Consider the following 22,006-nt stretch of genomic DNA (forward strand, 5'->3'; position numbering starts at 1 on the left):
GTCAACAGTAATAATCTATTTATGACACCCAGAGGCTTTTTCCTGATTTATGAGTCTTTACTTAATAACAGTAGGTGCCAGAGAAATAAATGTTATAGAAAGGGGGTAATTAAACATGCACGAAGGAATGATGGGGCAAAGTCATATGCATCATTGCGGCTCGATGCCTGAAATTTGGGAAATGCTAACTGATGAACAGAAAAAAGAAATTGCACTAATGAAGATGGATATGAAAATCCAATGGTTAGAAATGAAAATCAGCGAAATGGAAAATATGATTAAGTTAAAGAAAAAGGCCATCGAGAATATTAAAAAGTTCCAGCAAACAATGAGAAAATAAGATTTAAGGATATCAAGAGCGTCAAATGCCGCGCTGCTTGCCCACGACGCTGCCATATGGTTTCGATCAACCGTTGCGCCGGTTGATCACGCCGTTCCTGGGGAAGAATTTCATCGCACCATTTTCGCTCAAGCTTTTTTGAAAAGGCTTGTGATCACGCCGACAGGGTTTGGGGATAAGGTTCTCCAACTCAAACGCTCATCGGGTTTTTGGTCAAGTTTTTTAAAAAGGTTGTTTGAAAAGGCTTGTGGGCAAGCAGTTTTTCAAAAGGCTTGTTAAAAAGGCCTTGTATTTTCAGTTATTTACTCCTTTTAATCTCTTCAAGTATACTCTTTTGCGTTTCTGCAATCTCTTTTAACGTTGCATTGATTTCTACCATCAGTTCAGTTGTATTTTTTGTTATCCCGATTTCCGGAGTTTCCTCGGGGGAACTGTCGTTTTGCTCCCGTTCTTCATCCTGGAGTTCACGTAAGAGCTGTCCCATTGCTCCAAACTCACGGCTCTTGTCAGAGATAGCTATCGTTTTATCTTCCTGATTCATGGCTTTAACAATGCTGCAAAATGTAGAAATAATTTCCGATATGCTACGAAATCTATTTTTCCGGGTCGAATCATCCAGGATTTTCTGTCTGAACTTGAAACCTGAATATAAATTCAGATTCTCATTTCAATACGGATGATTTAGATAATATTGACCAGATATGACTAAAAAAATTCGTTCTTCGTTTTTAAGAGTCAAGTTTAAATAGAACTGTAACATTATATTAGATGGGCAGTGGGGAAAAATAGCGTATGTAACGGGATCTCTCTAAATTGGATAAAACCTCTATCATGAACCCCACACCCTACAGGTTATGAAAAAGACACTTTTTTGGAATCTCTTTGTTCTCATTCTAGTTTTTGATATTTTTCCGTGGTAGCTTACACTTCAAAGGGCAGTTAATCGATCATCTGGATCAAGGCCGCTGAGAGCACAATGAATGCTACAAAAACCAGAATCAGCGAGAAGAACAGAAATATGGCCATTAAGGTTCTCTCGATGCTCATATCATGTACAAACTTGCCGCCCACAATATAGAGATAGAACTGATAAATCCCAAAAATCCAGCCGACAAAAGGAAGCCAGATAAAAGGATATCTCTTTTGATCAAATAGTGTATTTAATTTTACAAAAGAAGTGATTAACTTGTCATCGTTGTCTGATAATATCAGATGTTTTTTAATGTAAGCTCTTTTGTTGCCTAACTCACTTTTGCCATAATCCTTTGGGTATTCTTCCCTAGTTTTAGCAAATATCTTTTTGGCAATATTTTTTACTAGTGTCTCAAAAAAGGATCTTAAATTTCCAATCATTCCACTATTAACTGATTGCCAGTTAGATAACTCAGGTAATTCATCAATTTCAAGTAAAAATTTCTCCATCGCTGGAGGAAATCCATATTTTGAAATTATTTCAATTACTTGCTCCTTATGAATGTTTAATTCTTCATTAAAGGTTTCAAGCTGAGTTTTCAGTCTGTTATATCTCAATGTAGTAACTTTACTTTCAAACTCTTCCCTGATATTTAGTGACTTCGGAAAATTACAGTTTACTATTAAAATTAATAAATTAAGAAGAGTCTCATCAAAGTAGACAGGTTCAACATGCATAAATATTAATATGTCATTAAATAATCCTTCAATATCGTCTATGCACTTGTAAGCTTCAAATTCTATGACTTTTCCTGAATCTGAATCTATATGTCTGTCTAAATATACACTTTCCTTTATTTTTGTTTCGAGTGCTCTAACTATTAAGTCATAATTACTTATTTTCAACAGAAAATAGAATGCTAAGGAGGCGCTGCTGTGGAGTTTATAGCTTGTATAAACCGTATCTACACAGTTGATGTTAATAGGAACAGCAATAGAAACTAAATTTGACAACTTTTTTTCTAGATTGCTTAAGAATATGTTTCTGCACCCCGGAAGATGCTCTATTTTATTATATAACTTTTTCAAATATGTGTATGTGTCCCATTCTAACTCCCATTTATCGTTTGGAGATAACTGCAAATCCATTAAAGGACGTTGTCCAGAAGGATATTTTATAGATCCAGAAGTATCTTTTTTTGTTACGACTATTTCTCTAAAAGTTTGAACATAATGAAATAGATTATTATTTTTGATATTTTCCTTTTCAAAATCAAAAATTATATCAATATTCTTTTCAATGCATTCTCTATCGACCATGAATCTCAACTTGGGTTATCGATTTAATGGATTCACTACGCTAAAGTTATATAATTTTCTATATGTTCCCAAAATAACAAAAAGGGCATTTTGTATACCTTAAAATCTCCTTAAAAAGATATTTACATATTTTCTGTCTTTTGGATGAGCAGTGTTCCAAATTTGTTGTAATTTTAAGTCACGTTTTGTATACTACATCTAAAACTGGCCTACCACGATTGCGTTTTCGATGTAACTACTTTTTAAAATTTGTTTTTTACAGAACTTTCAGTACACTGCTTTTTGGATGTATAAATAATGATCTTATTTACAATGTTGTCAAAAAATATCTATTTATATCAAAACCAATAACCACGTAGATTCATAAAACAAAAACTTTATATGCAAATTTTACGTACTTCTTCCAGGCAGCATTGTACATAGATGAACATCATCTTTTCCGTGACGTAAAATTGCGGTAAAAGACTTTAAAATAGATTTTCAAATTCTCAAAATGACTTTAATAAATAGCTTGAGAATTCAAATTCTTTTAAACTTTAATTATTTTCTTATAGATGTATCAAACTGTTAAAATATTACCCTGAATTCGAGATGAGTTTATTGACGGATAAAAAGTTGTTAATGGGTAATGAAGCCATCGCACTTGGAGCCATAGAAGCCGGCGTCCAGGTGGTTACAGGGTATCCCGGGACTCCTTCGACCGAGGCTCTGGAAACGATTGCCCGGTATGCAAACAGGTGCGGAATCTATGCCGAGTGGTCCAGCAATGAAAAAGTTGCACTTGAAACAGCCGTTGGAGCAGCTTATTCCGGGGCAAAGGCACTTGTAACCATGAAGCAGGTAGGGCTAAACGTTGCATCCGATCCTCTTATGAGCCTGAGCTATATCGGGGTAAAAGGAGCTCTTGTCCTGCTCGTTGCCGACGATCCCGGGCCTCATTCTTCCCAGACTGAGCAGGATACTCGGGCTTTCGGGCATTTTGCAAATATCCCTGTCCTGGACCCTGCAACCCCTCAGGAAGCCTACGAACTGACAAAGCTTGCTTTTGAGCTTTCGCATGAATTCGAAATTCCCGTTATCCTGAGAACTACCACGCGGGTCTCCCACAGTTGCGGGGATGTAGTGGTCGAAGCTGCAGAACCTGCTCCGGTTGAAGCTATTGAGGGTGGCTTTGTAAAGGATAGGCGGTGGACGATCTTTCCGAAGCTTACTGCCGAAAGGCACCCCTGGCTTGAAAGTGTGCAGGAAAAGTTTTCCGAACGCTTTTCCGAGCTTTCCTTCAATTCGGTATCGGGATCGGGAAAAATAGGGATTATTGCTTCAGGCGTCTCAGCCCTTTACGTAAAGGAGGCTATAGAAGCTGTAAGGGGTTTTAAAGAGCTGTTTACACTCTTCAGGGTCGGGACAGTATATCCGTTTCCGGAAAAGGCAGCTCTTTCTTTCCTGAAAGGCATTGACTGGCTGATCGTGGCCGAAGAGCTTGACCCTTACCTTGAAGAACAGGTGCTCCAGCTTATAGGAAAAGCACATCTGCCTGTAGATGTTTATGGAAAGAAGAACGGCTTTTTCCCTGTGAGTGGGGAATACAATGTGGATATTGTCATTGACAGCATCAACCGCGCACTTGCAGCGTATGGGGAAAGTTTGCGCCTTTCTCATGCTTCCCCTGCTGTCTCAAGAGAAAAGCTTCCTCCCCTTCCGATCCGGGCCCCTACCCTCTGTGCCGGTTGCATGCACAGAAATGTTTTTTACGCTTTCAAACAGGCTGCAAAACAGCTTAAAAAAGAGTCTCAAACTGATACGATTTTCTCAGGAGACATTGGCTGCTACACCCTTGGAAACGCCTATCCCCTTAACATGGTAGATACCTGCCTCTGCATGGGTGCAGGGATAAGCCTTGCAGGCGGGCTCTCCCGTACTAACCCAAAGGCAAAAAATGTAGCCTTTATCGGGGATTCTACTTTTTTCCACTCAGGCATTCCTGCAGTGATAAACGCTGTCTATAACGGAGCTGACATTACCCTTGCAGTCCTTGACAACCGCACAACTGCAATGACAGGACACCAGCCCCATCCTGGTGTAGGCTTAACTGTACTTGGAAATACCTCAAAGGCCATTGAGATTGCAGACGTTGTTCGGAGCTGTGGGGTTGAATTTGTAAGGACAGTAAATACTGTAGAGCCGGACAGCCTGGAGAGTTGTATAAAAGCCGCAAAGGAAGCCATGAATTTCAATGGGCCGTCGGTTCTGGTCTTCAAAGGCAAGTGTGTAGGGATTACAAAACCCGACAAATATTACACAATAAAACCTGAAGTCTGCACAGGCTGTGGTTTCTGTATAAAAGAGCTCGGCTGCCCTGCGCTTAACCTTGCTGGGGATAAGCCTGTCATACAGGACAACTGCAGCGGCTGTGGGCTCTGTGCACAGATCTGCCCGTCGGAAGCCATCTGCATAGGAGGCGTAAAGCTGTGAAATATGATATTCTTATTGCAGGCGTTGGTGGGCAGGGTGTTGTGCTTGCTTCCCGCTTGCTTGCACTTGCTGCGATGAAGGCCGGATTCCACGTAAGCACTGCCGAAACCATAGGCATGTCTCAGAGGGAAGGTTCGGTCAGCAGCCATATAAGGATAGGAGACGAAGTTTCCGGGTCACTTATTCCCATCGGACAGGCAGACCTGCTTTTAGGCCTGGAACCTGCAGAAACTGTACGAAACCTGCCTTTTCTCAAGGAGGGCGGAAAGGTTCTGGTAAATACCCATGCCATCCCGCCGGCATCAAGGCCGCCTGGAAGCCCTGAGTATGACCCTGCAGCTTTGATCTCATTTTTGTATGTATACTACCCTGATATTCTCTGCTCCGATTTCACAGAGCTTGCAGACAAGGTAGGGACATACAGAGCTGCAAACGTTGCAATGCTTGGAGCGGCCGCAGGCGCACGAGTACTACCTTTTCCGGAAGAAATTCTAAAGGCAGTACTGGACGCCGAAATCCCTGAAAAATACAGGGCTGTAAACGATGCCGCATTCGAACGCGCAAGGAAATGTATTAGATCTGTCTCCAGCACCTGAACTGAGGAGCAGAAGGTGAAATGATATGTATGAAGCACCCACTGAGGCTGAACTTGATCCCAATGTACAGCTTTACCATCCCAAAATCTCGGAAGAAGATACCTTTGCAAAATTGAAGGCACTGCTGAAGCGCGTAGTTGAAAATAGTCCTTTTTACCAGAAAAAGTTCAGGGAAGCAAATGTCGATATCGAGGATATAAGGTCGCTTGATGACATGAAGCTTCTACCCTTTACGAATAAAGAAGAACTCAGAGACGCTTACCCTCTTGGGTTACAGTCCGTGCCTGACTCAGAAGTCGTAAGGATCCACTCCTCGTCCGGGACTACAGGAAAACCCATAATTATTCCTTACACCCGAAAAGATGTGGATGTCTGGGCCGAGATGATGATGCGCTGCTACATGCTGGCAGGCCTTACCAATCAGGACAGGATCCAGATTACCCCGGGGTACGGGCTCTGGACTGCAGGAATAGGGTTCCAGCTTGGTGCTGAGCGCCTGGGGGCAATGGCCATACCTACAGGCCCGGGAAATACCGAAAAACAGCTTGAGCTGTTTGTTGACCTGAAGTCCACAGCCCTTGCAAGCACTTCCTCTTATGCGCTTTTGCTTGCTGAAGAGATTGAAAAGCGCGGGCTTAAGTCTCAGATTCAACTCCGGAAAGGCATTATAGGTTCGGAGCGCTGGAGCGAAAAGATGCGCAGCCGAATAGAAAACGAGCTGGGGATAGAGACTTTTGATATTTACGGGCTGACCGAGATCTACGGGCCAGGAATAGGCCTTGATTGTTCTCTTCATGAAGGCGTCCATTACTGGTCTGACCACCTGCTCTTTGAAATAATTGACCCTATTACGGGCGAGCAGCTTCCTGACGGCACGCTTGGAGAACTTGTAATTACAACTCTCACAAAGGAAGGGGCTCCCCTCATCCGCTACAGGACAAGAGACCTGACCCGGATAATTCCTGGGCTCTGTAAATGTGGTTGTCCTTTTCCGAGAATTGACAGGATCCTTGGCAGGTCGGACGACCGCATAAAGTTCAAGGCTGTAAATATCTACCCTGGCCAGATCGAAGACCTTGTCCACAGGATTCCTGGCGTAAGCAGCGAATACCAGATCCTGCTTACCCGTAAGGACGGAAGGGACAGCATGATTTTCAGGGTCGAGATCGAAGATGCAGAAGACCCCGCAAAGAAAGCAAAAACCGAAAAAGCTCTCGGAAAAGCTTTCAAGGACTTTATAGGCGTAACTGTGGACGTTATGGGCGTAAAGATAGGGGAACTTCCTCGCAGTATGAAAAAGACAAAAAGAGTAATTGATGAAAGGGAACTGTGAAATCCCCTTTTGACCTTTCATCCCTAATTTTTTTATTCAATTCATTTTTACTTGATTTTCTCATCAACCGGCTAATTGCTTAATCGTCAATATCTTTTGCCCGGTATTTTACGCTATTCAACTATTTTACGGCCTATTCAACTTTATCTCCCTCTGTATGGGATAATTTTTCAGTTGCCTTCTTTTCTTTTCCAAGATCGGTTTTATACACAATAGTCCTGTAAGGGTAAGGAATTTCTATGCCTTCCTTATCAAAACGCTTTTTAATAGCTTCCCTGATTTCGCATCCTGAACTGTACGCAACACTCCTGTCTTTGAACCAGACATTCATGCGGAGATTTACGGAAGACTCCCCCAGTTCGACAACGTTTACTTTAACTCCTCCTCTCTCCCTGAAGTCCGGGTCTACGGGATGAAGCACCGGAGGGTCAATAAATCCCATTCTAAGTGTTTCGGACTTGATTAAGCTGGGTTTTACAACGCTGTACTGAACTTCCTGCGGGGGCATTACATTTGGATGTTTCCGGGCTTCTTCGATCATGATTTTTCTCGCCTGGTCAATGTTTGCATCATAGCTTATTCCGACGTCTATTGGCCAGATTACTGCAGGGTCTTCTATAGTCCAGTTAATTATCGCTTCATTGCTGATCATGGAATTCGGGATTATAAGCCGCCTGTTATCCCAGGTTATGATGACAGTGTGCCTGAGATTAAGGTCCGTAACTTTTCCATATTCATTCATAATATCAAGCCGATCTCCAACCCTGAAAGGTTGAAAAACGGCAAGGGAAATACCTGCGATAATATTGCTCAGTGTGTTCTGGGCCGCAAAACCGATAACTATCCCTGCAATCCCTGCTCCGGTAAAGAGGGCAACCGAAAGGTTTCGAAGACTGGGAATGCTAAAAATAACAACAACAATCCCCATAAAATAAATTAATGCGACCACAATATGCCTGAACATCCGGAAGGATGTGGGGTCCATATGCAGCCTGCTACTTACTTTTACGAAATGGCGTTCCAGAAGACTGTTTACGTTCCTCGCGACAATGGCAGTGATCAGGCCAATAAAAAGTATGAATAAAAATGTACCAAAGTTATTTGAAAACCACGTAAATGCCTGCTCCAATACTGTGTCAAAATAAGACATATTCTCTGCAAAAGAAGTGTGGTTATCGGGGGTTTCCATGCCATGCTTGATTGGCAAGAAGCTTTAAATAAATATTGATTTAAAAAAGATTAAAACTGTATAAAAGTGGGAACTGTATCAAATTATAATTAGGCAAAGAAAGTTGTTACAGCCTGAATATTCAGGAAATTTAAGCGAAATGAATTACAAAACATAGATTAGTAAACCGAAAAAAGTAGTTTCGTGAACGGAAAGTTCCTTCTGAAAGTTCCTTCTCCGTGTTCTATAGGGTTTTTAGTTCCTTTATAGGATTTTTTAGTTTCTTTCTTCTTTACCTCTTTATATCTCATCCTATCCTTCTTTACCGATTTAACATCTCATCCTGTCCTTTTTTACCTCTTTACATCCCATTCTATCCTTCTTTCCCTTTTTACATCTCATCCTATCTGGTTTTACCTTTCAGTTTCCTCAGACATGCAGGTTTTGTTGCAGGAAAGGTTATGTGAAAAATATACTCGATTAATCAGGACTGGTAAGAGTTGTCTTAAATAAATGAAAGAAAGGAATTACTTCCTTTCTTTGGCATATGCAACAATTGCGTCTTTAACTCCGTATTTAAATGCGATCACGACTGCAAGTCCCCATGCAAGTGGCCCTAAGAACAGATAGAGTATGCTCGTATTAACCAGCATAGTATCCAGAGCAAGCAAGATTACTATCAGATACAGGAAGCCTCTTAGAAGAGGGAAAAAGATGTTTACCTCTTCTACGTTAATGCCTTTAAAAGCACCGGAAATATAGTCCATGACCACATCAATGGAAAGGAATCCGAGTATCAGGATCAAGATACCTGTAAAAAGGCGTGGCAGGTACTGAGTAATATTTATAAATAACTGAGTAATCATGGTCAACTCTAAGATATTAGAGGCAATCGAGAGAAATACCAGGTACCCAAATAGCCTGATCAGTCCGGATACAATTCCTGATACTGTCAGTCCTCCAGATTTGACTGAGGCTCCAAAAGCTGTTTCTTCAAACTTTTCATCTACTCCTGTTGAAACAAGTACTTTTTTGGCCAGGTCACTAATGAAGTCAACTACCAGTAGACCAACAAGTAGCACTATGAAAGCGGAGACCATAAGTGGAATATAGAGTACGATCATGCTGACGAAATTATTCACCGCCTGGATATTCAGCAGGTCCAGAATGATCATAGCAAAGATGATGTAGATGAACCACCTGATTACGGCATCAAAAAAACCTACCGTACTCATCTGCGCTCGTTTTATCATTCCACCAATTATGGTTTTGTCGACAAGGTCATCGAGTCCGACTTTATCCAGAAACCTTGCTCCGAGCTTTCCAAGAAAAGTTCCTACTATTTTTCCTACGATAATCAATATGAGTATCGCCACTAAAGTAGGAATGAATGCAATAAACTGATCAATTATGTTGATAAAACTATTCGTAATTTCAGTTCCAACCAAATTAACCACTCCCTAGATCTTTGTCCTAAAAATGACAATTTTTCCAGTTCCCAATTCCTGGAAAAACGTTTATATAATTATTCTATTATTATATCCAACAAATAATACATATATTTATCTGAAATTTGCCTGCAAGCGTTTAAAATGCTTTTTTTTAAATGTAAGTCGTATATACTTTAAAACTACTCAAACTGTTTTAAAACTACTCAAACTGTTTTTAGACTACTCAAACTGTTTTGAAACTTCAAAATAATTATCTGGATAAAAAACGTGCGCAGGCTTAAATCAATAGAGCTTTAATTACTGAATAATCTATTTTTATTAGAATCTGAGGCAGAGAAATAAGCATGGTGACTTCTGGAAGAAGAGGATCACAAATTGGACTTGCACCTGGAGCGCTTGTCCATGTCGGAGAAAAGAAGGTAGACAAGGTAGTAATCAGGGTCCTGGCCTATAATAGTGAAGAGCTTGTAGAAAGAAAACTGGAGAAGATTGAAGATTGCCTGGAATTTAAAGACCATCCCAATCTCAATTTCTGGATAAACGTGGACGGTCTGGATAGAGTAGACATTATAGAAAAGCTCGGAAGCTACTTCAATATCCATCCTCTTACTCTTGAAGATGTACTCAATACAAGGCAGCGGCCCAAGACTGAAGATTATGATTCATATATTTATTCGGTTTTAAAAATGATTCTCCTTGATACGAAAACGAAAGAAATCACTATAGACCAGGTAAGCATTATCATCGGCCCTAACTATGTCCTCTCTTTTCAGGAAAGGGAGGGGGAAGTTTTTGACATGGTGCGAGAAAGGTTTAAAAATCCGGCTTCTCGCCTGCGGAAAAGCGGGGTGGATTATCTTGCCTACGGCCTTATTGACGCTGTTATCGATAACTATTTTGTGATCCTTGAGCATTTTGGTTATAAAATCGAATACCTTGAAGAAGGGCTGGTATTACATCCAAGGCCTGAAACCCTCAAGACTATTCAAAAGTATAAAAGAGACATGATTACCCTCCGTAAATCTATCTGGCCTCTTCGGGAGCTGATAAGCGGTTTGCAGAGGATTGAGTCTGATCTTATTAAAGAGACTACCCGAGTTTACCTTAGAGATGTTTATGACCATACCATCCAGGTAATAGATACCGTCGAAGATTTTCGGGATATTTTGTCTTCAATGGTTGATATCTATCTCTCCAGCATAAGCTTCAGGATGAATGAAGTTATGGAGGTCCTGACGGTCATAGCAACGATTTTCATTCCCCTTACTTTCATATCAGGCGTTTACGGAATGAATTTCGAATATATGCCTGAACTCAAATGGCGCTGGGGATATCCGACAGTAATGTTTGGAATGATCCTTCTAGCAGTCAGCATGTTTGCCTATTTTAAGAAAAGGAGATGGGTTTGACTTTCTTTTTTCCTGGAGACTTTTTCTTTTTGTCTCCTATTCCATTAAGCATTCCATTGAGCTTTTTATTCTTTTTTATCCGTGTTCATCCTTCATTTTGCTCCTCTTATCCAATTTTCGTTTTGTCAGGTCTTCCACCAGCTCTCTTTTTGTCAGCTTTTCCATCTTTCCTTTATTTCTTATCTCCTTTTTTTTCTCTCCTTGTCTTCTCTCCTGGCTTTTACTCTGTTTTTCTTTTGATTGCCATGAAAATGCTGCCATCTGCAAGCACTTTCATTGGTTGTGCGTGTTATTCGAAGAATATCATATGCGTTTAGAAAATGGATTCAAAAGCAAAATTTTTATAATGTAGTACATCTATATTAAGAAATTTAGACAATTCTTTAAAAAGTATTAGTTTTCGGGATATTATGTACGGCCGTTATAATCCCCCTTTTTCAGTTGAACAGGAAGGAATTGCCATTTCCGTGGAAAAAACCGGAGAGCAGTGGATATACAGAAGGACGCTAGGAACGGAAAATGTAGAGAAAATTATTCTTGGAGATGAAAAGTGCCTGATTATAAATCCAGTAGAGCCCTTAAACACTCCTAAAGAAATTACTCCAAACCTGCTTATAGAATTTGAGAAACACCTGCTGCTTTCGGGAGGAGCTAAAAGGAAGATTTTTCTGACTTTTCCTATAGAGATAGGTGTTTTTATCGCGGATAAAGAAGAAAAAAACCTTCAGCTTCTTGATGTGCTGAGCCTGGTGAAGCAGAAGTTTACCCTTTATGGAGAGGTTTCAAACGGAGTCATCTGTAAGCACTGGAAAAGCCAGATATATTCAATTTCTCCTTCCCCTAACCCTCTGCAGGAAGGGATTATTGAACTGACTCTTCGAAATACCTCCTCGGATTGGGCTTCGATCTCAAAAGTAGTTTTCAGTGCATATGGTATGAAACTTTACTATGCTGGCGATGTTTTCATGCGAGCGCGTATGGACATCCTCAACAGAAACACAGCTGAAACAGGTTTCGATCTGCAGCACCTTAGCGGGGAGCTAAAGAGCAGTTCTCTTAAAGATTTTAAATCCAGGAAAGAAGCTTTTGGGGTATATAGCCTTCAGAAGCTTGGCTTCGTACCTCTTAAATTTTACATGGGGTGGGGATTTTGATTGTAGATCTTGATTTCCTTGACACCAACCTGCCCATCTTTGATGGCACCGTGACTCTGGGATCTGTGATAAAGTTTATACTTATTCTTTCTTTTTCAACCTTCTTTGCTAAAATTCTTTCACTTTATATGCGCAGGTCTCTCAAAGATAAGGTCAGTAAGGATGCAGGGGAGACTATCATCAAAATCGTTTACTATGGCATACTTACTATCGTGTTTTTTTCTAATCTACGTCTTATAGGAATTAATCCTTCAGGGTTCCTGCTGGCAGGAGGGGTGGCAGGTATTGTCCTTGGTTTTGCAAGCCAGAACATTGTGGGAAATCTGGTTTCGGGTTTTTTCCTGATGGTCGAAAGGCCAATTAAAATAGGGGACCAGGTTCAAATCAGTGATGTGGCGGGTTATGTCATAGATATCCGAATTATTTCTACCCTTATACGGACTTATGATGGGCTCCTTGTTCGCATCCCTAACCAGCAGGTCTTTACAACAAATATCACAAATATTGTAGAGCATCCTGTCCGCAGGTTTGAGCATACAATCAGGATCCGTTATAGCGACGATGCCAATGCCGCAATCTGGCTTATCAAGGATCTTATCGACAAAGAACCATTTGCCCTCCTGAATCCTTCACCTTCGGTTTTCGTAAGCGACCTTGGAGACAGCTCGGTAAATATTACTGTAAGGATCTGGGCGCCTGTGAACGAGTGGTTCGGAATAAAAACCAGGATTCTATGGGATATAAAACAGACCCTGGAAGAAAATGGCATCGAGATTCCTTTACCGCAGCGCGTAGTTCACATTCAGACCGATTCAAAAAAGGTTCCTGATAAACTGGAACCGGTGCCGGAAAAAGAAATCGAAAGCGTACTGAATTACGAAGAAAGAGTTTTAGCCTGAGTAAACCTGTTACTGAGTAAATCTATTATTGAGTAAACCTGTTACTGAGTAAACCTGTTATTGAGTAAACCTGTTATTGAGTAAACCTATTAAACAGACATATTTGCTTAAATAGTCCCTGACTATCGAAATAAAAAGGATTTTTGACTAAAATAAAGCAACATATTATTATATTTGTTGGTATATAGTAATAGGTCTAAAACGAATAGCATTTTTACATAAATTAAGTGAAACTATGAGATCATAGTGAAATATGAAGTCAATGAGATTAATGATATTAATGAAACCAATGGTCCTTAGATCAACGTCAATGGAAAGATAATATAACAGATATATCACAGATGGATATTCTGATATTATACCAAGTTTGATATTATACCAGAGGATAGCGATCTTATGAAATTAAAATCGGTTAAAGGGCTTATAGCTTCAGGGATGTTCAAAGGCCCTCTAGCTCTCGGAGCATTACTGTCTCTTGCAGTTTTTCCGGAAGGCAGGGCTTCTGGAAAGCTGGAGAAATCTTTTGAAGGCACAGACAATAGCACAGACAATGAAAATGCAGGCAATGAAAATGCAGGCAATGAAAATGCAGGCAATGAACATACTTCCGAGATACTTGATCCCGGTAAGGTTCCGACAGAATGGAATGATGCATATCTTTTCAGTAGCAGGGAAGATGCTTCGAAAGAGCTCGATAGACTAAAAAATGGGCCACAGGAAATAAACGAAACTTTTCGTCTGAAATTTGAAAAATTGTCAGGGCCTGTTATGCTTGAGTATCTGGAAACCGAAAAGGCTTACTCAAAATCGATTGATGTCCTGTATACTTATGCATATACTCAGCTCAGTAAAAACGTTAATGAATCGTTCCTTATTTCCCTGCTTGGAAGTGTTCAGGATCTGCTTACCGAATACAAGAAAGCCACAGCCTTTGCAACTGTAAAATTGACCTCGCTTGGGAAAGAGGAATGGAACAGGCTTTTTTCCGAAGAACCCGGACTTGAGTCTTACAGGGCCTATCTTGAAGCCAACTATATGAGGTTTATAGAGCACAGGCCAAGGGATGAAGCCCAGGCTGCGTATCTTGCAGAACTTGAAAACCAGCGCATGAAACTGGAAACTGAAGCACTTTCCGAGATCACGAATAAGGTTACAAAGGCGGGAGAAATCACGCTTGAGAACGGAGAGAAGTTTTCTGTTAATTCCCAGTCCTACAGTACTTTACTATCAACAGACCCGAGCCGGGAAAACAGAAAAAACTGTTATGATAAGAGGTTCTACCACCTGATTAATGAATCCGATTCCATGGCAGCTCTGTATTCCAGAAAAGCCAAGCTTGATGACCTTGTTGCCAGAGAGTTGAACTATACGGATTTCTATGACTACAGCCTGTATAACCTCTATCTAACTCATGCCCAGGTTGAGGACATGAATGCCGTTTTCAAGCAGGGGAAAGAGGTTTTTGAGGCTTACAATGAGTTCAGAAAGAAAAAGCTCGGGCTTGACGTGCTCAAACCATATGACCTTATTCTGCAGCTGACGAACCAGCCTGGAAAGAAATACGCTTACATAGATGCTCTGCAAGAGATTCAGAAATCCTACTCAAGGATGGACCCCAATTTCAAAGAGATCTTTTTGAAAATGGTTACTGGCGGTTTCATAGATGTATACCCTGACCCTGAGCATGGAAAACAGCCAGGGGGTTATTGCACCGATTCCTGTGCGCTGAAAGCTCCGCCTCTGATTTTTATGAACTATGACGGCCTTATCAGAGACCAGAAAACTTTAACCCACGAAATGGGACATACCATTAATTTTTACCTTATGGGCAACTTCGTAGACTACCTTTACTGCACAGGTACGATCTATGAAATGGAAATTCCTTCTACTTTCAATGAAGAGCTATTTGTTGATTACATTGTCGAAAATTCGGATAGGGATACCGCAGTTGCAGTCCTTTCCCAGCAGGTCGATGATTACCAGAACTTCTTTACCAGGCAGCCCTTGATTACGGAATTCGAATATAAAGCACACAGGCTCTGTGCAGAAAAAGAAGCGGTAAGCGGAGCGGAACTTAATGCTATCTGGACCGACCTTTCTAAAGAATACAGGAGCCGTTCAGTAGAGTATTACCCTGAAGATTCCGCAGAATGGACTTATATCAACCATATTTACCTGACAAGCAACTACTACACCTTCAACTACGCGGTTTCAAAGGCAATAACCCTTGCTCTCTTCAAACAGTACAGGGAAGAGCCAGACGCTTTTAACAAAAACTATGTTGCGTACCTCTCGGCAGGCTCGACAATGCCTCCGGAAGAAAAACTCAAGGAATACTTCGGGATCAAAATCGACAGGCAGCTTTTTGAAGACGCGATGGACGTTGTTGAGTTGAGGATTCAGGAATTGTATAAACTGGCAAGGGAAGGAGAATTCTGAAAGGTGTTCGGGAGAGGAAAATCTATAACGTTTCTATTAAAGACGTAAGTCATTAACTGTAAGTCTTTGAATCTTTTTTACATTTTTCTTAAGCAAGAAGAGTTAAGAACGTTTGTTATTAACTTGAAACTGTACAATTGATATAGTAGCCTACTATAAGAGATGTCAATAGAAAAATTGTTCCAATTCCAGTATATAATTTAGATTTTAATAGAGATTCAGCTTTATCTAAATTATAATTCCATTTTGTCGAGGAAAATTCAATTATTGATTTTCCTGATTCTATTGCTGAGTACCCTACTAGTGATGTCCCAATTATACCTATGGTCAAGTATATTTCAAAAATAAATCCTGTAAGTAACTTAAATGACATATAGAGAAAAATAACATTTAGAAGAATACATATAATAATTTTCCTCTTATTTATAGTGTTTTTTTCTAATATGTATTTCTGAAATGATTCCTGATCCTTAACTTCTGCCCTCTTCATGAAGGTACTTAAGCAAATTTTACTATTTGATTGTTTAGTTTTTTTGAGTTGGATTTTCTCTTAGATCTATCTCAAAATATTTTTATTTACCATTTACATTTCGACCCCCCTCTCAAAAATAAGGTGATTTTTGCAACAACTGAACAAACTTATTGAATTAGATGTGGGCATATGCTCAACAAAATCAATGATTTTAACTTGAATCCCACAATGTTCAAAAAAATTCAGTTTAAATTTAGAAAAATAGTTAAAAATTTAGGAATATATAAAGACATATAGTAAATCATACGTGATTAATATGGAAGTGGAATCACAATTATCAATGAACTGTGTGAATAAAAAAATTAAGTTGTGTTTTTTTGGAGGGGGTCAAAATGTAAAATTACAGGAAACTTATAAAGGAAAAGCAGAAAAAAACTATTTCAGAACTTCCTCTAACGTCGGTATTGGTGCTTCCATAAAAATTCGCCATAACTGATATTAGATATTTTTATTGCTGGGACTCCTTTTTCACAAAAGTTTTTGCTTTTAAATGCAAAACCAGACGTTATTTTACAGACCGAATTGATTGTAGTCCAGCTCCGTCCTGTTGGAAGTGTCTGTAGATTTTCAGTGTCAGTCATCTGGATCTCCGTGAGTTTCAAAAGAACTTAATTTATATAATCGTTCTCTTTTAGAATTTGGCTGAACCAAACAGATTATTTTGGGATATTTATTCCTATATACTCTCATTATGCCGCCAGAACCTCATTTAATTCTATCTCCCAACTTATCCCCCAACTTTTCTTCTAATTTTTCACCGAACTTTCGCCCATTCTACTCGAAATTTATATTTAACATTACCAAAATTTGTAATGTAAGTTCTGAATAAAAAATTAATATGATTGTTTAAGTTTCAAAATAAATCACTAATCCTTTTAGTACTTCAGGAAGAATTATTATGAAAAAGACACTGGGTAGTCATATTTTCGAGGATGCTCCGATCACGTCAATGGTTATTGTTTTGCTATTATTTGCCATTTTTCAATTGCAACACCGCTCAGTTTTTCCTGATGATTGGTTTCCTTCTCAATTTGCAGTTTCATCTTTCATGATTCTCTTTTGTGTGTGGATTTTAAGTGAAATTATAAACTTTCTTTTTAGCAGGAAGAATTCTCAGACGACAAATAAGGATAAGGGTTCTTGTTGGATCATTATAGCAATGGCCTGGTCAGTACTCTTTATTGCTTTTACGTTACGTGGTTCTGATATAGGAATATTCGGCGGAAATTTCCAATATGCAGGACTTGTTTTGATTGCGGTCGGTATTATACTCCGCGAATGGTCAATCTGGATTCTTGGAAAGTATTTTACTGGGCAGGTACAGGTTCGTGAAAAAGCAAAGCTCGTAACAAATGGACCGTACAGATATATTCGACACCCATCCTATACTGGAGGTATGCTGTCCCTGATAGGGATTACTCTAGCGATTGGAACCTGGTTCGGAGCGCTCGTTGCATTCCTTTTAAGCTTAATCGCATATCAGTACCGCATACGTGTTGAAGAAGAGGCATTGCAAGAAGCTTTTGGTTCAGAATATGAGGAGTACAAAAATAGAACATATAAGCTATTTCCAGGTTTTTGAAAAGAACCTGCGAAGTTACTTACTTTTGTTTTGTTACTTACTTTTGTTTTACGCCGCCAGAGCTTCATATAATTCTGTATTGAAACTTTTCTCCGAACCTTCCTTTCTTAATTTTGAAGCACTTTTAAGATGTCAGTTGATTAAATAATTGTCTACTTGTGTCTTTGGATGTAATCAAAAATTAGGCTCTGTAGAAAGCTTCTCTAAAATAGCTCCAAGAGGCTGAAAATAAACAAACAAAAATATATAATGTAGTTCATTCTAAATTAATGAATACTTCATATTTCAGAGGATTTCTACAAAACCCATTGAAATTGACCGGGGATGATTGGGATTGCGAATATTACTACTTATTCTAACAATCTTTATTATTTTTAGTGGATGCATTGAAGAAAATAATCTTACTCAATCAAATGAGTCAGCATATCAAAGGCCAGGAAATACGACACCAGAAAATCTGTCCTCAACAACCCTGTCATCCGATGAAGATATCCCTGAAATCGAAGTAACGTCCTTCTCAAGCATTTATATGCATGATAATTCAGAAAATGTATTAAGTTACCTGTTTAGTTGGGATAATGTTCCCGGGAACGAAAGTAAAAAACTCAGTGATTACCTCAAGAATGATCTGAAAATTGATTGGGTAAGTAATGCGCAGATCATTAAAACCAATGACAATAATACAATCCGTGTTTTCACACCCAACAATTCTCTGGAGTTAAAGCTTGCAGACGATAAAAATACGGTTCTAATAACCCCCAATCACATTCAATTAAAAGTAAAAGAGGAAAATGGTAAGCTTTGTATATACAGAGCTAAAGAATATGGCGGAGCGGACCCCGAAGAAAACAAACTTGGATATAATTTCAATGAAAGATATTACGCAGCATATGGGCTTTCAATAAAGAATAATGGTTCAAAAAATCTCGATTTTAAATTAAATGAACTTCATATACGTGATGGAGATCAGATATTTAATACCATAAATATGGACCCTTACGGTTTTTATGTTAGATCAAAACTGGAGGTACTTTCAACCCTAGAAAAAGAAAATAAAATTGAAAATACAACTCTATCTCCAGGACAAACTATAAACGGATCTGTGGTTTTTCAGGTTAATTCATTGTATAACGAGTCATTTTTACTGATGTATAATGAAACTCCTATTTCCTCAGCATCTTTTGAAAAGAGTATAAAAGCTCTGAAAACAGCAGAACGTTACAATTACTCAGTAGTTTTTGGCATACCGCCTTATTTTAATGGTGATTTTGAAGCTTTTGAACCGAACCTTAGAGTGTATCCGTTCATATATCCCAACTGGGTAAACAGAAGTGTATTTGAATTCTTCAACAAGGTAGATTCTGATAGCGTTTTGATGTCCTCTCCCAATGACATGAATTTTACCAGAATTGTCTATGCATTAAAAGTCGTACCTGAAAAAAACATAACGATGCTTTCTGGAAAAACACGTATCAATGTTGTTGATGATGCTGGAGAGGAACTAATTAACACATCCGATTCTTATGGGGATGATAAAATAGCAATTCTCAGGAATAAAACCTATGAACTCTATTCAGGAGAGAGTATAGACATTCCACAGACAAATTTATCTAACGTTACAATCATTCAAACTTCATTTGAACGTTATGGAAATATGGATGTTGGCATTATTTGTTTTAATAATCAGGATATTATAATGGATGATTCTCAAAAGATAAATATAGCGATATCTAATAATTTAGGGGTTCATTTCCCTTAATAATCAGGATTTCATTTTTACGCTGCCAGAGCCTCATTCAATTCAGTGTTCAAACTTTTTACTGAACTTTTCACCGAACTTTTCATCGAACTTTTCTCTCAACTTACTTTCAAAAATTAAGTTCTCTATTTTCCTTATTAACTTCACAATATCCGCCTTTATCTGGACCTATTCTCTTTAAAAGCCCTTTGTCTTTAAGATTTGTTATCTGTTTCTCAACTGCATGCGAGCTAATTCCTAAGATTTCAGCTAATTCCTAGGCAGAAATATATTTATTTTCTGATTAAGTCCGAGTATTTTCTCCGAACCTTTCTCCGAACATTTTATTATCAATTTTGAAGTACTTTTAAGATGTCAGTTGATTAAATAATTGTCTACTTGTGTCTTTGGATGTAATCAAAACTTAGGCTCGGTAGAAAATATATCTAAAATAGCTCCAAGAGGCTGAAAATAAACAAACAAAAATATATAATGTAGTTCTTTCCAAATTAATGAAAACTTCTTATTTCAGAGGATTTCTACAAAACCCATTGAAATTGACCGGGGATGATTGGGATTGCGAACTTTAATCTTTATTCTGACAATCTTTACCATTTTTAGTGGATGCGTTGAAGAAAGTAATGTCACTCAATCAAATGAATCGGCATATCAAGGGTCAGGAAATACAACACCAGAAAATCAATCATCAACAACCCTGTCATCCGAAGAAGAAAATATCCCAGAAATCGAAGTAACATCTTTCTCAAGTATTTATATGCACGATAATTCAGAAAATGTATTAAGTTACCTGTTTAGCTGGGATAATGTCCCGGGTAACGAAAGTAATAATCTCAGCAAATACCTCAAGAATGATCTGGAAATTGATTGGATAAGTAACGCGCAGATCATTAAAACCAATGACAATAATACAATCCGTGTTTTCACACCCGACAATTCTCTGGAGTTAAAGCTTGCAGACGATAAAAATACGGTTTTAATAATTCCTAATAACATTCAATTAAAAGTAAAACAGGAAAATGGTAGGCTTTGCATATACAGAGTTAAAGAATACCGTGGATCAAGTGATCCCGCAGAAGTCAAGCTCGGATATAATCTCAATGAAAAGTATTACGCGGCATATGACCTTTCAATAAAGAATAACGGTTCAAACGACCTCGATTTTAGATTAAACAAACTTCATGTACGTGATGGAAATCGTACATTTAATACTACAAATCTGGACCCTTACGGTTTTTATGAGAGATCACATCTGGAGGTGCTTTCAAGCCTCAAAGAAGAAAATAAAATTGAAAATATAACTCTGTCTCCCGGACAAACTATAAACGGATCTGTGGTTTTTCAGGTTAATTCGCTGTACAATGAATCATTTTTACTGATGTATAACGAAACTCCTGTTTCCTCAGCCTCTTTAGAGAAAAGTATTGAAGCTTTAAGAGTTGCCGAACGCTTCAATTACTCAACGGTGTTTGGTATACCGCCTTATTCTGAAGACCCTTCTGAATTAAATAGTGAAGGAACTCCGTTATTTTGCAGCTGGGTAAACAGAAGTGTATTTGAATTTTTCAATAAGGCAGATCCGGAGAACGTGATGGAACCTTCTCTCTACTCTCCCGATGAAATAAGCTGGACCAAAATTGTCTATGCATTGGAAGTCAAACCTGAAAAAAACATAACAACGCTTCCAGTAAAAAATAGGGACTCACATACGTACAGTCTTCTTGTTGTTGATGATGCCGGAGAGGAACTAATTAACACACACGAGATTGAAAAAATAGCATTTCTAAGAAATGGAACCTATCAGCACTATTCCAGAAATTCTCAAGATGTCCCACAGATGAATTTAACTAACCACACATTCGTTAGAACTTCATTTGAACGTACTTATGGAACTCCTATGAATGTTTACGTTTCGATTAATAATCAGAATCTTATACTGGACGATGACCTGAATGCAATTCTGGTAAGATATAGTGACGGAGGTTATCATTTCGTTTAATATCAAGATTTTATACTGCATTATTTTTTATGGATGCGTTGAAGAAAATAATGGCACTCGATAAAATAAGTCAGTATATCAGTGACCAGTATTCTGTTCACTTTGTTTCAAAACAGTATCATGATGTTGCTTGTTAAACATCAGGAATGAAAAGCTGAGAAAAGCAGTAAAAGAAGAGAAACGATGTTTATACGCTTTAAGTTTGATTAAAAGAGTGAATAAAGGGTTCACAAGGTTTAGTCTGCAACAATGAAGTTTATTGCTGGATCAGATTTTATTCTGTCCTGAATTTGCTTCATTTCAAGCTTATGCGTCAGTGAAGTAGATTTCGAGATCGGTTTTCAAGCCGTCTTGAATTTGCTCCATTTTAAGCTTACACATCACGAAGTCTATTACGGGATCAGGTTTCAGACTGTCCTGAATTTGCTTCATCTCGCAGTTTACGCCATAAATGAAGGATATTACTGGATCGGTTCTTAAGCCGTCCTGAATTTGCTCCACCTTATAGCTACGCGCCAATGAAGTATAATACGGGATCAGGTTCAGACTGCCCTAAATTAGCTTCATTTTAAGCTTACGCATCAATGAAGTAGATTTCGAGATCGGTTTTCAAGCCGTCTTGAATTTGCTCCATTTTAAGCTTG

Annotated in this window: 18 protein-coding genes; 11 read left to right on the forward strand and 7 right to left on the reverse strand. The window is 38.7% G+C overall.

All coding sequences use genetic code 11. The annotated features are described in order from the left end of the window. Positions 1–115 precede the first annotated feature (115 nt). Positions 116–340, forward strand: coding sequence for a hypothetical protein (locus MSVAZ_RS10420; protein ID WP_232316056.1), 225 nt, complete (start codon positions 116–118; stop codon positions 338–340). Positions 341–638: 298 nt separating this feature from the next. Here MSVAZ_RS10420 and MSVAZ_RS10425 read toward each other — a convergent pair whose 3' ends face one another. Together MSVAZ_RS10425 and MSVAZ_RS10430 are read right to left on the reverse strand one after the other, a co-directional pair. Then, positions 639–881: a hypothetical protein gene (locus tag MSVAZ_RS10425; protein ID WP_048120780.1), complete on the reverse strand. Its 243-nt coding sequence runs from the start codon at positions 879–881 to the stop codon at positions 639–641. A 398-nt stretch (positions 882–1,279) separates the two neighbouring features. Continuing rightward, positions 1,280–2,572: a hypothetical protein gene (locus MSVAZ_RS10430; protein ID WP_048120782.1), complete on the reverse strand. Its 1,293-nt coding sequence runs from the start codon at positions 2,570–2,572 to the stop codon at positions 1,280–1,282. 621 nt (positions 2,573–3,193) lie between these two features. Between MSVAZ_RS10430 and iorA the strand changes: the two genes are divergently transcribed. From iorA to MSVAZ_RS10445, 3 genes are read left to right on the forward strand one after another with little or no spacing between them, the layout of a single operon-like run. Continuing rightward, on the forward strand, positions 3,194–5,044 hold the full coding sequence (gene iorA / locus MSVAZ_RS10435; RefSeq protein ID WP_232316057.1) for an indolepyruvate ferredoxin oxidoreductase subunit alpha: 1,851 nt from the start codon (positions 3,194–3,196) through the stop codon (positions 5,042–5,044). Then, complete coding sequence (locus tag MSVAZ_RS10440; protein WP_048120785.1) at positions 5,041–5,640, forward strand: indolepyruvate oxidoreductase subunit beta; 600 nt, start codon at positions 5,041–5,043, stop codon at positions 5,638–5,640. The genes iorA and MSVAZ_RS10440 overlap by 4 nt, the downstream gene beginning before the upstream one ends. A 25-nt stretch (positions 5,641–5,665) precedes the next feature. Beyond that, complete coding sequence (locus MSVAZ_RS10445; RefSeq protein WP_048120787.1) at positions 5,666–6,973, forward strand: phenylacetate--CoA ligase family protein; 1,308 nt, start codon at positions 5,666–5,668, stop codon at positions 6,971–6,973. 133 nt (positions 6,974–7,106) lie between these two features. On the opposite strand, the gene MSVAZ_RS10450 is transcribed toward MSVAZ_RS10445, so the two are convergent. Further along, on the reverse strand, positions 7,107–8,162 hold the full coding sequence (locus MSVAZ_RS10450; protein ID WP_048120789.1) for a mechanosensitive ion channel family protein: 1,056 nt from the start codon (positions 8,160–8,162) through the stop codon (positions 7,107–7,109). A 506-nt stretch (positions 8,163–8,668) separates the two neighbouring features. Continuing rightward, positions 8,669–9,589 carry a mechanosensitive ion channel family protein gene (locus MSVAZ_RS10455; RefSeq protein ID WP_048120790.1) on the reverse strand — a complete coding sequence of 307 codons (921 nt, stop codon included), beginning with the start codon at positions 9,587–9,589 and terminating at the stop codon, positions 8,669–8,671. A 347-nt stretch (positions 9,590–9,936) separates the two neighbouring features. Here MSVAZ_RS10455 and corA point away from each other — a divergent pair, with 347 nt between their 5' ends. Continuing rightward, positions 9,937–11,001: a magnesium/cobalt transporter CorA gene (corA, locus tag MSVAZ_RS10460; RefSeq protein ID WP_048120792.1), complete on the forward strand. Its 1,065-nt coding sequence runs from the start codon at positions 9,937–9,939 to the stop codon at positions 10,999–11,001. Between the two features lie 75 nt (positions 11,002–11,076). Here corA and MSVAZ_RS10465 read toward each other — a convergent pair whose 3' ends face one another. Next, positions 11,077–11,262: a hypothetical protein gene (locus MSVAZ_RS10465; RefSeq protein ID WP_048120794.1), complete on the reverse strand. Its 186-nt coding sequence runs from the start codon at positions 11,260–11,262 to the stop codon at positions 11,077–11,079. A gap of 149 nt (positions 11,263–11,411) precedes the next feature. Here MSVAZ_RS10465 and MSVAZ_RS10470 point away from each other — a divergent pair, with 149 nt between their 5' ends. The 3 genes from MSVAZ_RS10470 (at position 11,412) to MSVAZ_RS10480 (ending at position 15,493) form a co-directional block, all read left to right on the forward strand. Continuing rightward, a complete protein-coding gene (locus MSVAZ_RS10470; protein ID WP_048120795.1) occupies positions 11,412–12,155 on the forward strand; it encodes a DUF432 domain-containing protein in 744 nt (247 codons plus the stop codon). Beyond that, positions 12,143–13,054: a mechanosensitive ion channel family protein gene (locus MSVAZ_RS10475; RefSeq protein ID WP_156151045.1), complete on the forward strand. Its 912-nt coding sequence runs from the start codon at positions 12,143–12,145 to the stop codon at positions 13,052–13,054. Before MSVAZ_RS10470 ends, MSVAZ_RS10475 begins: the two co-directional genes overlap by 13 nt. Before the next feature lie 396 nt (positions 13,055–13,450). Further along, a complete protein-coding gene (locus tag MSVAZ_RS10480; RefSeq protein ID WP_232316058.1) occupies positions 13,451–15,493 on the forward strand; it encodes a M3 family oligoendopeptidase in 2,043 nt (680 codons plus the stop codon). A 118-nt stretch (positions 15,494–15,611) separates the two neighbouring features. Here MSVAZ_RS10480 and MSVAZ_RS10485 read toward each other — a convergent pair whose 3' ends face one another. After that, positions 15,612–15,983: a hypothetical protein gene (locus MSVAZ_RS10485; protein WP_048120797.1), complete on the reverse strand. Its 372-nt coding sequence runs from the start codon at positions 15,981–15,983 to the stop codon at positions 15,612–15,614. 1,090 nt (positions 15,984–17,073) lie between these two features. Between MSVAZ_RS10485 and MSVAZ_RS20875 the strand changes: the two genes are divergently transcribed. The 3 genes from MSVAZ_RS20875 to MSVAZ_RS10500 all read left to right on the forward strand — a co-directional run bounded on the left by MSVAZ_RS20875 (position 17,074) and on the right by MSVAZ_RS10500 (position 21,362). Further along, positions 17,074–17,607 (forward strand): methyltransferase family protein, encoded by a 534-nt coding sequence (locus MSVAZ_RS20875; protein ID WP_255352002.1) that lies wholly within the window; start codon positions 17,074–17,076, stop codon positions 17,605–17,607. A gap of 334 nt (positions 17,608–17,941) precedes the next feature. Next, on the forward strand, positions 17,942–19,366 hold the full coding sequence (locus MSVAZ_RS10495) for a hypothetical protein (RefSeq protein WP_048120798.1): 1,425 nt from the start codon (positions 17,942–17,944) through the stop codon (positions 19,364–19,366). A gap of 556 nt (positions 19,367–19,922) precedes the next feature. After that, positions 19,923–21,362 carry a hypothetical protein gene (locus MSVAZ_RS10500; protein ID WP_048120800.1) on the forward strand — a complete coding sequence of 480 codons (1,440 nt, stop codon included), beginning with the start codon at positions 19,923–19,925 and terminating at the stop codon, positions 21,360–21,362. 306 nt (positions 21,363–21,668) lie between these two features. Here the strand turns inward: MSVAZ_RS10500 and MSVAZ_RS10505 are convergent, their stop codons facing one another. After that, entirely contained in the window at positions 21,669–21,863 is a 195-nt protein-coding gene (locus MSVAZ_RS10505; RefSeq protein ID WP_048120801.1) for a hypothetical protein, read from the reverse strand. Between the last annotated feature and the right edge of the window lie 143 nt (positions 21,864–22,006).

This window comes from Methanosarcina vacuolata Z-761, from assembly GCF_000969905.1.
GTDB lineage: Archaea > Halobacteriota > Methanosarcinia > Methanosarcinales > Methanosarcinaceae > Methanosarcina > Methanosarcina vacuolata.

What these genes read in the sequence shown, in the direction of transcription:
- MSVAZ_RS10485 (WP_048120797.1), bottom strand. Translation starts at nt 15,983, where the DNA reads ATGAAGAGGGCAGAAGTTAAGGATCAGGAATCATTTCAGAAATACATA.
- MSVAZ_RS10465 (WP_048120794.1), bottom strand. Translation starts at nt 11,262, where the DNA reads ATGGCAGCATTTTCATGGCAATCAAAAGAAAAACAGAGTAAAAGCCAG.
- corA (WP_048120792.1), top strand. Translation starts at nt 9,937, where the DNA reads ATGGTGACTTCTGGAAGAAGAGGATCACAAATTGGACTTGCACCTGGA.
- MSVAZ_RS20875 (WP_255352002.1), top strand. Translation starts at nt 17,074, where the DNA reads ATGATTCTCTTTTGTGTGTGGATTTTAAGTGAAATTATAAACTTTCTT.
- MSVAZ_RS10450 (WP_048120789.1), bottom strand. Translation starts at nt 8,162, where the DNA reads ATGGAAACCCCCGATAACCACACTTCTTTTGCAGAGAATATGTCTTAT.
- MSVAZ_RS10425 (WP_048120780.1), bottom strand. Translation starts at nt 881, where the DNA reads ATGAATCAGGAAGATAAAACGATAGCTATCTCTGACAAGAGCCGTGAG.
- MSVAZ_RS10480 (WP_232316058.1), top strand. Translation starts at nt 13,451, where the DNA reads ATGAAATTAAAATCGGTTAAAGGGCTTATAGCTTCAGGGATGTTCAAA.
- MSVAZ_RS10430 (WP_048120782.1), bottom strand. Translation starts at nt 2,572, where the DNA reads ATGGTCGATAGAGAATGCATTGAAAAGAATATTGATATAATTTTTGAT.
- MSVAZ_RS10445 (WP_048120787.1), top strand. Translation starts at nt 5,666, where the DNA reads ATGTATGAAGCACCCACTGAGGCTGAACTTGATCCCAATGTACAGCTT.
- MSVAZ_RS10420 (WP_232316056.1), top strand. Translation starts at nt 116, where the DNA reads ATGCACGAAGGAATGATGGGGCAAAGTCATATGCATCATTGCGGCTCG.
- MSVAZ_RS10470 (WP_048120795.1), top strand. Translation starts at nt 11,412, where the DNA reads ATGTACGGCCGTTATAATCCCCCTTTTTCAGTTGAACAGGAAGGAATT.
- iorA (WP_232316057.1), top strand. Translation starts at nt 3,194, where the DNA reads ATGGGTAATGAAGCCATCGCACTTGGAGCCATAGAAGCCGGCGTCCAG.